Annotated in this window: 10 protein-coding genes; 8 read left to right on the top strand and 2 right to left on the bottom strand. The window is 36.3% G+C overall.

Features of this window, described 5'->3' with window-relative positions:
- Positions 1-576 precede the first annotated feature (576 nt).
- The 5 genes from pnuC to JCM14209_RS10545 all read left to right on the top strand — a co-directional run bounded on the left by pnuC (position 577) and on the right by JCM14209_RS10545 (position 4382).
- Positions 577-1341, top strand: coding sequence for a nicotinamide riboside transporter PnuC (gene pnuC, locus JCM14209_RS07265; protein ID WP_025022839.1), 765 nt, complete (start codon positions 577-579; stop codon positions 1339-1341).
- 465 nt (positions 1342-1806) lie between these two features.
- Positions 1807-1986, top strand: a complete 180-nt coding sequence (locus JCM14209_RS07260; protein ID WP_025022838.1) for a hypothetical protein — start codon at positions 1807-1809, stop codon at positions 1984-1986.
- Positions 1987-2034: 48 nt separating this feature from the next.
- Positions 2035-3186 carry a hypothetical protein gene (locus tag JCM14209_RS07255; protein ID WP_025022837.1) on the top strand — a complete coding sequence of 384 codons (1152 nt, stop codon included), beginning with the start codon at positions 2035-2037 and terminating at the stop codon, positions 3184-3186.
- Positions 3187-3637: 451 nt separating this feature from the next.
- Positions 3638-3856, top strand: coding sequence for a PH domain-containing protein (locus tag JCM14209_RS09435; protein ID WP_500778183.1), 219 nt, complete (start codon positions 3638-3640; stop codon positions 3854-3856).
- Between the two features lie 439 nt (positions 3857-4295).
- Positions 4296-4382 carry a putative holin-like toxin gene (locus JCM14209_RS10545; RefSeq protein WP_225349697.1) on the top strand — a complete coding sequence of 29 codons (87 nt, stop codon included), beginning with the start codon at positions 4296-4298 and terminating at the stop codon, positions 4380-4382.
- A 203-nt stretch (positions 4383-4585) separates the two neighbouring features.
- Here JCM14209_RS10545 and JCM14209_RS07245 read toward each other — a convergent pair whose 3' ends face one another.
- Together JCM14209_RS07245 and JCM14209_RS07240 are read right to left on the bottom strand one after the other, a co-directional pair.
- On the bottom strand, positions 4586-5905 hold the full coding sequence (locus JCM14209_RS07245) for an MATE family efflux transporter (RefSeq protein WP_025022836.1): 1320 nt from the start codon (positions 5903-5905) through the stop codon (positions 4586-4588).
- Between the two features lie 29 nt (positions 5906-5934).
- The gene (locus tag JCM14209_RS07240) at positions 5935-6756 is read right to left on the bottom strand and encodes a site-specific integrase (protein WP_025022835.1); all 822 of its coding nucleotides are present in this window, start codon (positions 6754-6756) and stop codon (positions 5935-5937) included.
- 149 nt (positions 6757-6905) lie between these two features.
- Between JCM14209_RS07240 and JCM14209_RS07235 the strand changes: the two genes are divergently transcribed.
- From JCM14209_RS07235 to JCM14209_RS09430, 3 genes are all read left to right on the top strand, one after another.
- Entirely contained in the window at positions 6906-7085 is a 180-nt protein-coding gene (locus JCM14209_RS07235) for a hypothetical protein (RefSeq protein ID WP_025022834.1), read from the top strand.
- 347 nt (positions 7086-7432) lie between these two features.
- Positions 7433-12739 carry an Ig-like domain-containing protein gene (locus JCM14209_RS07230; RefSeq protein WP_025022833.1) on the top strand — a complete coding sequence of 1769 codons (5307 nt, stop codon included), beginning with the start codon at positions 7433-7435 and terminating at the stop codon, positions 12737-12739.
- A gap of 417 nt (positions 12740-13156) precedes the next feature.
- The coding region (locus JCM14209_RS09430) for a YSIRK-type signal peptide-containing protein (protein WP_035520216.1) at positions 13157-14519 on the top strand (1363 nt) is incomplete at its 3' end.

The following is a 14519-nucleotide window of genomic DNA, read 5'->3' as shown; positions in this document are numbered from 1 at the left end:
TAAACAATATATTTCGGGCATTGAAAAACCAAAATTTGAATTAAATAACGTTACTGACTGATATTATTGAGTAATCAACTTGTTAGTAACAAAGGGTGTTTGTCAACCACCCAAATGTAGCCACATTAAGGTAGGAGATTAGGCTTGCCTAACCATTTGAACTACTGACACGCAAGTGTCGTGAGTTACAAGCCCCCGAACTTGTTCGGGGGTAGTTGACCATGGTAAATTATTGATGTCACAATCATTTGGTCATAAAGCTTCACGCTTATTTATTTAATATATGTAATTAGATAATAAAAAAATAAATAACACATCAAAATGAGGTCAAATTAAGGCCTCATTTTTTGTTGTAAAATGCAAATTTCGTATCAAAAAAATAAAATTTAGGCCTGCTGCCTAACTTGACAAGTTATAAAAAAGTCTTATCTTAAATCGACTTTACAGGTCTTAAATTTTCCTTTAAGATAGAAAACAAGGTTAAAAAAACCCAAAACCTAGTGTCGACACCAGGGGACAAGCACTATATATTGTATGATATGTAGCAAGCTAACAATTGAAAGGATGGTTCAAAAGATGTTTGAACGTTATGTTGACGTGGTTACGCATTTGCCACAGTATTCAAAAAATGTATTTAAAAAAGGCTATTTCAAATGGCTTATCAGTCAAATGAAAGGTTGGGGTCATTTTTCATATGGCTTATTGGCATTTAATTTTATCTTACAGTTAATTTCACTTTTCCAATCTTTTGCCAACAGTCCATGGACGTCATTAATTGCCTTTGTCGGGGGAAACTTATCGGTTGCCTGCGTGCTTGGGATTTCTAATCGTTCTGCGATTCAAGGTTGGGCCGGCTTATTTTCAGCGGTCTGTATCGCAACTACGGCGGGCATTGCGCACAATTACGCTAACATGTGGGAACAAATTGGCTACATTATCTTTTTAGATATTTTTTGTATCCTTGATCCTAAATGGAATGAAGACATTCAAGTTGAAAAGTTCAAGGGACTTTTTGATTGGATTAAATATATCGCCTTCTTTTTTGTTGCATGGGCAGCTACATACTTTATCTTTAGTATGACTAATGATCCACGCGTCTTCTTAGATTCATTGACTCTTGCGATGGCAATTACAGGTTCATTGCTTGAATTAAACCGAAAACGTGAACAATACTATGTTTGGACCATCTCTTCAGTTTTCACAATTGCCCTTTGGTTTCAAACAATGCTTCAAGGCGATGGAAACTTCGCATTAATTTTTAGTTACAGTGTCTTTTTCTTAAATGATATGTACGCATTCTTCAGTCAACGTGGCTGGTTTAGAATTGAAGCAAAACATTAATTAGCAATTATACATTAACAATTATTTATATTTTTTTGGTTTACACATAGACCTCAGATTTAGGGATTTCCTTTAAATCTTGAGGTCTTTTTTATGTTCTTTGAAGGATATTTAAAAAATAAATCAAATGATTTATCGTAAAAATATTAATAATGTTATTGACATTCTAAAATAATGGTAATAATATAATACATGTAAATTGAATAAATGATATTTTTTTCGTCTTCTTGAAATTTAATTAACGATATTTATTTTCAGATGAAGAGAGTTTTAGAGATTTAATTTTAGGAATCTTTGAAAAACGAAAAAAATATGTTTGAGAAAGGAATGGTAAACAATGCTCACCATAATATTTATGGCCTAAGTCGCAAGGCTTGGGAAATTCTAAAGTACATATGAAAGAAACAAAGGAAAAAAGTTAAAGCAACTTGCTAGTGAAGATTTGCATTTCTAGCATTAGTTTTGATGAGTTGTGTCAGAGTTTTATTAAGTTATATTTCATATTTTGAAGTTATGCTTGAGGTTGGAAAAGTTAAATGGGAAAATAATAAATTTATTATGTGGTTTTATAAGTTTATTTTGATTGAGATACCAGTTGTGGTAATTTTAGCTGGTTTGCAAGCATTAATGAGATATTGGAAGTAAAAAACAGATACAAAAGGGCTAACAAAAAGTGTATAAAGAGGAATAGCAGTGGAAAAATTTTTAATGATTGAAACAAAAGATACGAGCTACGTGCTCCAAGAAAATAGCGTGGAAAAAGTTAATGTCTATGACAGCTTCAAAAAAGCTAAAGTAGCGATTCAACAAGCAAAAGATTTGGTCTTATTTAAAGTGCATACAACTAAAGATGGGGACTTGAGTTATGCCAAGACTAAATTGACGTCGCATTATCATGAAAACTGGAAAGCGGCCTATATCTTATATCGTCAGGATGCTAACTACAGTTTTTCGGCGGTGGCGACAGCTCAAACAGCTTTCAATAACTTGACGGATGCTGAAGATCGCTTACAAAAAGGGATGGAAAAATTTAACGAAGAAGAGTTCAGCAAGGAAGTAACGCGTTTGACTGAAACCAGACAGGGACGTTCTGTGGAACAAGCTTATGTTGTTTACCGCGATTATCTCTACTTTGTTAACGAGAATTTCGACAAGAGTGTGACGTGGAGTTATCGTCGCGTTGCGTTAAGTAAGCAAGTTGAGCAACACAAGACCGAAATTAATTATGAAGATGTTCGCCAAGCACTCTTGGATTTTGGCAAAACTCAAGAGGATGTTTTAGCGGCGTCAATTGCGTTGATGGCCTTGTTGGGGGTTAAGGTTTCGGGGAATAATCAGGGGATGATTTTAAGCGATGATGAACTTAGTCATATTAAAAAGGCTGATTTAACGCCAAATTATCTTCATGTCCCTGGCAAATACGAGCGTAAAATTCCGCTTAAACCAGAAGAATATGCTATCTTAAAGCAAGGGTTAAATGCAGAGATGTACTATGATTATGCGCAGTGGCGGTTGGAAAAATTAGCGACTTCCAAGTACTTTTTTGCGAGTTCTCAAACGGGTTTGAGATTAGAGTCATATTCTTATGTCACGGGAAAAATGATGAAGGTTAAACATTGGTTAGAGAAAAATGCCAAGCTAAACTTGAATAGTTTAGGGGTCAGAACGCTTAAAGTTTTGGGACAAAAGCACTTGTATAAAGAGTTATTGAAGCAAGGTTTAAGCAAAGACGCTGCCAGCATGCGAACTTGCGTGACATATGCGGTTATCACTGATCAGGTAACCGAAGACAATGAACGCAAACGCTTGAACTTTTTGCGTAACTTAAACAATGCAGTGAAATAACAACTAGAAACTATGTGAGCGAAAAAAATTAAAGATAGATAGTGAAAGCAAAAAGAGCGACGAATTCAATGTTCGTCGCTCTTTTTATCAGATTATTTTTCCATCGGAAAAAAAAACGCTCTTAACTTAACTTTAGCGGGTTTTAGAGCGGTTTTTTAACTACTTTAATATCTTAGCTACCGTTTCTACGGTCGCATTTAAGAGAGCTTTGCAGAGCTCTTAAATCAAAGTATATCATAAAAGAAGAAAGTAATTCAATCTTGAAATGAAGAATAGTTCTTTTTATAATGAAAGCGAATACAAATGGAGGTGTTGTTATGAAAACAAAAGTAACTATCCAAGAAAAAAATCTAGTCATTAAACCTCAAGCTTAGACAAAATCTGGGCCCTAAAAGATAAATTAATTATTCCATTAGCTCATGTCAAAAATCTCAAAGTAGATGGGAAAATTTTGGAAGGTTATAAAGGAATCCGCATTCCGGGAACAGCGATTCCAGGATATTATTATGCGGGGACTTTCAAAAAAGAAGGGAAGAAAACTTTCTATAATACTCACCAAAATGCAACGCCTTTGGTAATTGAGTTAAAAAATGAAGACTTTGATCGATTAATAATCGAAGTAGATGAACCAGAGTCAGTTATTAATGAAATCGAATCACAGTTATCATAGAAGGTAGCAAAAAGAGCGACGAATTTAATGTTCGTCGCTCTTTTTATCAGATTATTTTTCCATCGGAAATAAAAAAACGCTCTTAACTTAACTTTAGCGGGTTCTAGAGCGGTTTTTATATCGTCATATAACTTAGCTACCGTTTCTACGGTCACATTCAAGAGAGATCTGCAAAGCTCTCTTTTCTTTTATTATTATAACACAAAAATCTAAAAAACAATATAAGAAAAGAGCGATGAATTTGATTTTGTGGCTTTTTTTGATTAGTGTGAATAGTTGATATAATAGGTTTTTGTCAATATATATTTATAATTTTGATTATGGATAAATAGTTAAGATAATGATATAATATCGATTGTGATAGTTGAGACGGTAGCTGTCAACTGCGAAAGGATGGTGGTGCATATGTACCCAAGACTTGAGAAAGGACAGCTGTTCCATGACGGTATACGAAGCATTGAGCTTAGTAATCCAATTCGGGACTTTACTGATTACATTAATCAGTTTATTTTTCCAACGGAAATAAAAAAAAGCCGCTCTTAACTTTAGCCGGGTTTTAGAGCGGTTTTTTTAATTGTTTCTATAACTTAGCTACCGTTTCTACGGTCACATTTAAGAGAGCTCTGCAAAGCTCTCTTTTCTTTTATTATTATAACACAAAAAACTAAAAAGCAATATAAGAAAAGAGCGACGAGTTAAATTTTGTCGCTCTTTTCTACTATATATATGTTATTTGATCTTAACTAATTTTTTGAAAATCACAAATCCAATCACAAAAGTAATCACGTCAGCGACTGGTTGGGACCAGACAACACCGTGATAACCGAAAAGGGGAGAAAATAAAGAAATTACTGCTAAAAAGACAATTCCTTGTCTGGCAATTGACATGGTTAAAGCTCCCAAAGCATTTCCGGTTGATTGGAAAACGGTGGTATACACAAGTCCCGCACCAATAAATGGGGTTGTGCATAAGAAGGCACGTAACATATATGTTCCTTCGTTGATGATTGCGCTATCGGATACGAAAAGCTTCATCAAACTTGGCGCGAAAATCATGAGGATGATTGATAAGACTGTTGCGTAAATCACTTGCACCATAAAATCAAAGCGTAAAATTTCTTTGAAGCGTTGTGCGTTTTTAGCCCCGTAGTTGTAGCCAATTAATGGTTGCGCCCCAAAAGCAAATCCAACCATGACCAAGATAACCACAAGGTAGATTTTTTGCATGATTCCCATCGCTGCGACTTGGCTGCTGCCGTAGTGGGCAAGGTGAGTGTTTAAAATCGCCATCCCAAACGCTGTCATGAAATTCGTGATGGAAGCTGGAAAACCAATGTTCAAAACTTGTTTAACTTGTTCTTTTGAAATCCACATCACGCGATAATCTAAAGTTGCGACCTGACAGTCTTTGTGCGTGAAGTAGAGTAATAAACTTGTGTTCAAGATATACCCTAAAACATTAGCGAACGCCACACCTTTAGCGCCCCAACCGAATCCAAAGATGAAAATCGGGTCTAAAATAATAGTTAGTACGGTCCCAGAAATCGTCGCAATCATTGATTTCATCGCAAGGCCTTCAGTTCGAATAATATTTCCAGGAACAAGGGAGACCACGATGAAGATTGAACCTAAGACAATGACGGAATAAAAATCACGGGCATAGGCAAAAGTTTCAGGCGTTGCTCCTAATAATTTTACGATGGGATCTCTAAAGATAAGTAAAATCCCAGTTAAAACTAAAGAGGTTAAAATCGCGCTGTAAAGCGCAAAGCTACTAACACTAGCGGCATCTTTGAGTTTCTTTTCTCCTAAAAGCCGAGAAATCAAAGCTGAAGCCCCTAGTCCAAAAATATCTCCGACGGCAATTAAAAAGTTGAAAAGCGGTGCGCCAATTGCGATTCCCGCAATCAACTTCGTGTTGCCCGTTTTAGCGACAAAATATGTATCGGCGAGGTTGTAGATCATACTTGCGACCATCCCCCACACAACCGGCATGGCGAGCTTAAAATAAACTTTTTTCACCGGCATTTTTTCGAATAATTCTTCCAAAAAATCCCTTCTTTCTACTATTGTATAACTTATTTGAAATCATCAGGTAAGCTGAAATGCTTGAAGTCAACGTTCACGAGATTTTGACGATAATATAGCAATGATTTGACTGATAATCCTAAAGCTTGCATCATTTCGATTTCAGTTTTGTCTTGATGACGCGCTAAGAAATCGTAAATGTAGCTTTGGCGTAACTTAGAAGGCGCTAATAGCATCCCCAATTTCCGTTCATCTTCGCGCAATTGCATAATCAAAGCATTTTGCGTGGCGATAGGGGCAAGATGATTCTCATCGAATTTTTTAGCGAAACAATAAGCGCCATCATCCATGATTTCGATATTTGATAACAATGCCTCTTTGAGTTCGCCGGAAAATTCGTGTAATTTTTGATACTTGAATTTCAAGATATCTTTAGGTAATTGTCCTTGCGCAATGAAAAATAACAGTAATTTAGCTTCGCGCGATAAGCTCGATGACCTAAGAATCGTTGGTAAAGCTTCTTGCCATCCGGTTGTGATGTTATCGTATTTATTAACCTTTCTGGTTTCAATATCCACAAAAGGGTAATGATCAATCAAATTGTGACTATAAAGGAAGGTAAAATACTTCTTTAAATGAAAGAAATACTTATTGATAGTGTTATCCTTGATGTCGTAAGTCACTTTTAGATTGTTGAGATAACTTCTGAGGTCAGCTTCTTTAACCAAATTAATATCGGCACCTTGTTGTGCTTGGCTGATAAGATAATTATAGAAATTATTGATGGTGTGTTCGTACAAATATAAGGTTGATTCCTTATAGTGTTTAGTATGTAATACCCAATCAGCGAATTCTTTTTGGTAAGGGTACATGTTAATCCCACCTTTCCAAAGGATTATTATAACGAAAAAAATAAAATCATGAAAGTAGATGCAACTATAATTAATAATAGTAAAAACTTGTCACGATTAAAAGAATGTGAGAAAATCTAACTAAGAAATAACGGAAAAGAGGGATAGAGATGACAGAAGATGAAAAAGTCGAAGCACTAGCGCAAAAGTTAGCGGAACAATTCCTTCAAGATACGTATCAAGATGGGGACCGTTTTTCAGAAGAAGAAATGGAAAGTATCGTGCAGTTGGTCGATAAGTTAGCTCAAGATAATCGTAATGAGGAAAAAACTAACAATCAGAAAAAATAAAAATAACGAAAAAGAGTAGTGGAAAATTTGTTTTTCCGCTATTTTTTTATGCCGAAATGCAGTGTGCAATGCGTTGAGTTCTACTGATTTTCTTGTAAAAAAAGAAAAGATTCTTGTTAAAAGTTGATAAAATAGCATTTTATTATGATGTTATGAAAACGAAAATTGAATATAAAGGTTATTAAAAAATGACGAAATTGTGAAAAAAGTTAGAAATTTCCCTATGATGTCAATTGCATAAATAAAATATTAGCTCTATAATTAAAGTTGTGCTATGCAGTTTACAGAATATTATTTTGTTAAATTATATTTTGCAAGCTAAAGAAAAACTTAAAAGGAGAAACGAAATGCTATCAAAAAATAATACTCGTTTATATAACGAAAAAATGAACCGTAAAGATTTCAAATATACAATTAAAAAATTAAACGTGGGAGTTGCCTCAGTATTAGTGGGGGTAACATTTGGATTAGGCGTTCTTGTAGGGAACGCTTCAGCTGATGAAGTGGCTGCAGCCCAACCACAAACAACACAAGCAGCACCAGCTGATAATCAAGAAACTGCAAATAATCAAGAAACTGCAAATAATCAAGAAAACAACACAACAGCAAACAACTCAGAAAATAAAGAAACAACAACATTTAACGTAGCTGATGCAACAAATGATACACCAGTGTCAGCTGATGCATTACGTACAAGTAAGGTAGCTGATGCTACAGAAAATCAAAACAATCAACATAGAAGTTACACTGTGCCAGATCGTACTCAAACAGCTCCAGAATATACAAAAGATGGTGATGGTGACCGTTACGGTAAATTAGTTGATGATTATAAGATTGGTTGGACACAACAACAATTATCATATCGTCACAATGATCCTGGTTTTGCCTTGTCAGATGATGGATTGACTCTTGTTTACCGTGTGTCTGCAGGGGATACAACAGACTTTAACGTTAATGATATTTTATCATTAATTTATGCTGAAAAAAAAGAAGGCTCTAACGAGGTTCTTTGGGGTGATGACAAGCGCTTGGCAGAAAACGGACAAACTGACCCAGCTAATGGAACACAATGGGCTTATAAGAATGGTTACAGATATTATGCAAATGGGAAACAAGCATATGTTTTAGATATTGTTGATAAGAAACGTATCGGAGACTTTTCAATGGATTTATCCCCAGAAAGATACGCTAATGCATCAACAACAACAGAATTAGTTGTTCCCGCAGATGATGATTCTAATAAAGTTCATTATCCTGGTGCGGTTATCAAATTAAATGGTGAAAATAATGTTAACTACTATCAAGATCCGGAAATGAAGAAGGGATACCTTGTATCTACTAATCGTGTTGCTAACCGTATGGGATACGCACAAGATTATGTTGGATTACAAACTTTACGTTTTGCTATCGTTCCAGTTAACGCTGCACCATTTATCGATGTGCCACAATCAGCAGCTAAAATGGGTCTAGGGGATGCTCCATATAATGATGCTGAAAACAAGATGGATTATTATAGTGTAGCTGATGCTAACGCTGTTAAAGGAATTATTGCTGACAACATGGTAGTTAAAGACTACATGGATGATTATGTAGGCAAGCCTCTTAAAGGTAAGACTTTACAGATTGTTGATGAAAGCGGTAAAGAAGTAACTCCTGATCAAATGAAGGAAAAGACTTTATACACTGTTAAAATGATAGCAACTGATTCAGGTGATTTAGTTACAAATGAAGAATTTAACGTTGTTATTGGTAAATTACCAGCAGCTTCACAAACACCTTCTGATTTAGCAGTTAAAGAAGATGGTACAACAGTAACAGGTAAGGCAACACCAGGCGCAACAATTACAGTTACAGGTGCTGATGCTGATGGTAAAGAATTAGGTACTACAACAGTTAAGGAAGATGGTACTTTTGAAGCTCCATTATCAACACCACAATTAAGTGGTCAAGAATTAACTGTAACAGCTCAAGAAGAAGGTAACCGTCCATCTTCAGCTACAGTGACAGCACCTAAGAAAGAAGATAGTGCTAAACCAACTGACATGAAGGTTTCAGACAACGGTAGCCAAGTAACAGGTAAGGCAACACCAGGTGCAACAGAGACTGTTACAGATGCTGATGGTAAAGAATTAGGTACAGGAAAAGCTGATGACCAAGGAAACTTTACAGTTGATTTAAATGAACCACAAACAAAGGGTCAAGAATTAACTGTGACAGCTCAAGAAGATGGAAAAGCACCAGCGCAAGATACAGTTAAAGCTCCAGTTGTTAATAAAGACAACTTAGAAGATGCAATTAAAGATGGTAAGGACTTACAAACACAACCAGGTTACGATGCAGTTGATCAAAAAGATAAAGATACTTTAGACAAAGCCTTAACAGAAGGTCAAAAAGTATTTGATGATTCTAAAGCAACACAACAACAAGTTGATGATGCTGAAAAGGCAATCCGTGATGCAATCAAGACAGTTGAAGATGCAATTAAGGATAACAACGACAAAGCAAATCAACCATCAGCCCAACCAACAGGTGTAAAAGCTGTTAAGGATGAAAATGGAACAACAGTAACAGGAAAGGCTCAACCGGGAGCAACTGTAACAGTAACCGATAAAGAAGGAAATGTTGTCGGTACAGGTAAAGCTGACGATAAAGGTAACTTTACAGTACCAGTTAAAGGCGACGCTACAACATTAGAAGTAACAGCTCAAGAAGAAGGCAAGAAGCCAAGTGCCCCAGTTGAAGTAAGCGTTGAAGATAAGACAAACCGTGACACAAACAATGGTCAAAACAATGTAGACAAGTCAGGCTTAGAAAAAGCAATCAAAGATGGCAAGGATACGCAAGCAGGCGACAACTACAAGAACGCATCAAATGATGACAAGAAAGCATTAGATGACGCAATTAAGCATGGAGAAGACGTCAAGAACGATCCAAAAGCAACACAACAACAAGTAGATGAAGCAACAAAGGCAATCGAAGATGCTATCAAGAACATCAACGGTAAAGCAAATCAACCATCAGCCCAACCAACAGGTGTAAAAGCTGTTAAGGATGAAAATGGAACAACAGTAACAGGAAAGGCTCAACCAGGAGCAACTGTAACTGTAACCGATAAAGAAGGAAATGTTGTCGGTACAGGTAAGGCTGACGATAAGGGTAACTTTACAGTACCAGTTAAGGGAGACGCTACAACATTAGAAGTAACAGCTCAAGAAGAAGGCAAGAAGCCAAGTGCCCCAGTTGAAGTAACAGTTGTAGACAAGACAGATCTTGGTAAGGCAATCGAAGATGGCAAGAACACACAAGCAGGCGACAACTACAAGAACGCATCAGATGCTGACAAGAAAGCATTAGATGACGCAATTAAGTATGGAAAAGACGTCAAGAACGATCCAAAAGCAACACAACAACAAGTAGATGAAGCAACAAAGGCAATCGAAGATGCTATCAAGAACATCAACGGTAAAGCAAACCAAGCAACAACAAAACCAACAGATGTAAAAGCTGTTAAGGATGAAAATGGAACAACAGTAACAGGAAAGGCTCAACCAGGAGCAACTGTAACCGTAACAGATAAAGACGGAAAAGTTGTAGGTACAGGCAAAGCAGACGACAAAGGTAACTTCACAATTCCTGTGAATACTGATAAGACACAATTAGAAGTAGTTGCCCAAGCAGAAGGCAAGAAGCCAAGTGCCCCAGTTGAAGTAACAGTTGTAGACAAGACCGATCTTGGAAAAGCAATCAAAGATGGCAAGGATACACAAGAAAGCGACAACTACAAGAATGCATCAGATGCTGACAAGAAGGCATTAGACGATGCAATCAAGAACGGTGAAGCTGTTAAGAATGATCCAAACGCAACACAACACCAAGTAGATGAAGCAACAAAAGCAATCAAAGATGCCATCAAGAACATCAACGACAAAGCAACAACACAACCAACAGGTGTGAATGCAGTCAAGGATGAAAATGGTACAACTGTGACAGGAAAGGCAACACCAGGTGCAACTGTAACCGTAACAGATAAAGACGGAAAAGTTGTAGGTACAGGCAAAGCTGATGACAAGGGTAACTTCACAATTCCTGTGAATACTGATAAGACACAATTAGAAGTAGTTGCCCAAGCAGAAGGCAAGAACCCAAGTACACCAGTTGAAGTAACAGTTGTAGACAAGACAGATCTTGGAAAAGCAATCAACGACGGTAAGGATGTTCAAGCAGGCGACAACTACAAGAACGCATCAGATAATGACAAGAAAGCATTAGATGACGCAATTAAGCATGGAGAAGACGTAAAGAATGATCCAAAAGCAACACAACAAGAAGTAGATGAAGCAACAAAAGCAATCGAAAATGCAATTAAGAACATCAACGACAAAGCAACAACAAAACCAACAGACGTAACTGCAGTCAAGGATGAAAATGGTACAACTGTAACAGGTAAAGCGGAACCAGGTGCAACAATTACAGTAACTTACCCTGATGGTACGGTTGTTGGTACAGGTAAAGCTGACGACAAGGGTAACTTCACAATTCCTGTGAATACTGATAAGACACAATTAGAAGTAGTCGCACAAGGAGAAGGCAAGAACCCAAGTACACCAGTTAAAGTAACAGTTGTAGACAAGACAGATCTTGGAAAAGCAATCAACGACGGTAAGGATGTTCAAGGAAGCGACAACTACAAGAACGCATCAGATGATGACAAGAAGGCATTAGATGACGCAATCAAGAACGGTGAAGCTGTTAAGAATAATCCAAATGCAACACAACAACAAGTAGATGAAGCAACAAAAGCAATCGAAGATGCAATTAAGAACATCAACGATAAGGCAAATAACGGCCAAAACGATGTAGTAAATGTAAACAACCAAGGTAACGTGATAACAGGTAAGGCAAATCCAGGTGCAACAGTTACAGTAACTGATAAAGATGGAAATGTTTTAGGAACTACTACGGCTGATAAAAATGGAGATTTCGCTGTTGAATTAAACCACCCACAATTAAATGGTCAAGAATTAACAGTGACTGTAACAAATGAAGGTAAGAACCCAACTTCAACAACTGTAAAAGCACCCGTTGTTGATAAGTCTGCCTTACAAGCAGCTGTAAATAATGCTCCATCAGTACGTGGATCAGAAATGTTTGGCTATGCTTCAAAAGATGCACAAAAAGCATACAATGACGCAATTGCTGCGGGACAAAAAGTTCTAGACAATCCAAATGCAACTCAACAAGAAGTTAATGATGCATTGAAGGCAATCAATGATGCATTGAGTCAATTAGTAGCTTCAGCTCTTGAAAATGGCTACAATCCAAATGCTGATAAAGACGGAAATGAAAATGTATCATCAAATGGAGCTGCATTGGATGCTAACAAACCAGGCATGTCAACTATCACATTGACAGATACTCATACTAGAACAAGATATGAAACTCGCTACGGTTGGAAGTTCATTGACGGAAAATGGGTATTTGTTGAAATGACAATGGATGGAACAATTATTCGTGTGATTTCATCAACAGGTGTAAGTACTTTACCACAAACAGGTGAAACTGATGAAAATACTTCAATTATTGGAGCAGCTCTAGTAGCAGCAGGTTCAATGTTTGGGTTAGGTATGGTATCACGCAAACGTAAAGAAGACTAAGATAATTATTAATTTATATTATTAATTGAATATGTTGAAAAACAGTTAGACAAACCGGAAACGGAAAGTCTAACTGTTTTTTGCTTTATGGTATTTTAGATTAAAAAATTCAATCAGGTACACAGTGTGAAATTGTAGATTTTGGATGAATAATATAAAAATTTCTAAAAATATTTAGAGGTGAACGTTGAAATATAGAGGTTTTTGAGTATTTATATTTATGGATACACTCAATATACGTAAGTTACACCAAGTTTCTTAAAGAAAAAAGTATGAATTTTTTTAGTTTTTAGCACACTATGGACGTTGTATTCAATTTGTACTGGTTGTATACTAAACATACAAGAATTTTACTAAATTTTTGTAAATAAATAATTAAAAATAAATTGATTTTATGATTAAGAAAGGTGATATTTAATGGTTTCAAAAAACAATAGTCATCTATATGATGAAAAGATGAACCGCAAAGATTTTAGATATTCAATTAAAAAATTGAATGTCGGTGTTGCCTCAGTTTTAGTTGGGGTAACTTTTGGATTAGGAGCGCTTGTAGGCAGCGCCTCAGCTGATGAAGTTGCAGCTCAACCAACATCAACACAAGTTGCTGCTTCAGCTGATGATAATCAAACTGCTCAACCAGCAACGCAAACAACAACACTTAACGTTGCAGATGCACAAAGCACACCAGTTTCAGATGATATGCTACGCGCAAGTGCAGTTGCAGATACAGATCGTGCAGCTCAAACAAACGAACATCAAAGTTATACAACTCCAGATCGTTCACAAACACAACCAGTAAATACTGATGACACAGCTAAATATGGAGCATTAGTTGATGATGGATATAAGATTGGTTGGACACAACAACGTTTATCTAACCGTCCTAATGACCCTGGTTTTATTTTATCTGATGATGGTAAGACTTTAGTTTATCGTTTAGCTGCGGGTGATCAAACTGCTGCTTCATCTAATGATGTATTGTCATTAATCTATGCTAAACAAGATGATACTCATGTTATTTGGGGTGATGACAAGCGTTTGGCAGAAAATGGACAAACAGATCCTGCAAATGGAGTTCAATGGAGTTACTATAAAAAGAGTAACTATTTAGCTAATGGGAATCGATCATTTGTCTTAGATCTTCTTGATACAAGAAGAATTGGGGACTTTAAAGTTGATTTAAATCCTGCTAACTATGCTGGTAAAGAAACAACTAGTGAATTAGTGATTCCAGCAGATAATGCTTCTAAAAAAACTTATTATCCAGGTGTAACAATTAGTGATTCCTCAGAAGCTAATGTTAACTACTATAGCGGAAGCAAGTTAGCAAGTGGATATTTAGTTGCTTTAAATACTCTTGCTACCAAAATTAACAAGTACCCACAAGATGTTTGGGGAACAGAAACAATTAAAGTTGTTCTTGCACCAGTTAATGCTGCACCAATGATTAACGTTACTGAAACAGCTAAGAAGATGGGCTTAGGAGATGCACCTTACAATGATGCAGAACATGGTGTAGATTACTATAGTACTGATTCATCAGCAGGTATTACTTCCGGCAATATGGTCGCAACAGACTATATGGATGATTACATGAAAAAAGCCCTAACTAATGCTGTTAAGATTGTTGACGAAAATGGAAATGCAGTTACACCTGATCAAATGCAAAAGAAGAAACTATACACAGTTCAATTAGCTTCAACTGATTCAGGTAACTTAACATCAAATGATAGCTTTAAAGTTGTAATTGGTAAATTACCAAGTGCTAATGATCCAGTTG

Source organism: Ligilactobacillus hayakitensis DSM 18933 = JCM 14209 (genome assembly GCF_000615845.1).
Classification (GTDB): domain Bacteria; phylum Bacillota; class Bacilli; order Lactobacillales; family Lactobacillaceae; genus Ligilactobacillus; species Ligilactobacillus hayakitensis.
This window is presented reverse-complemented; position numbering and strand designations above follow the sequence as displayed.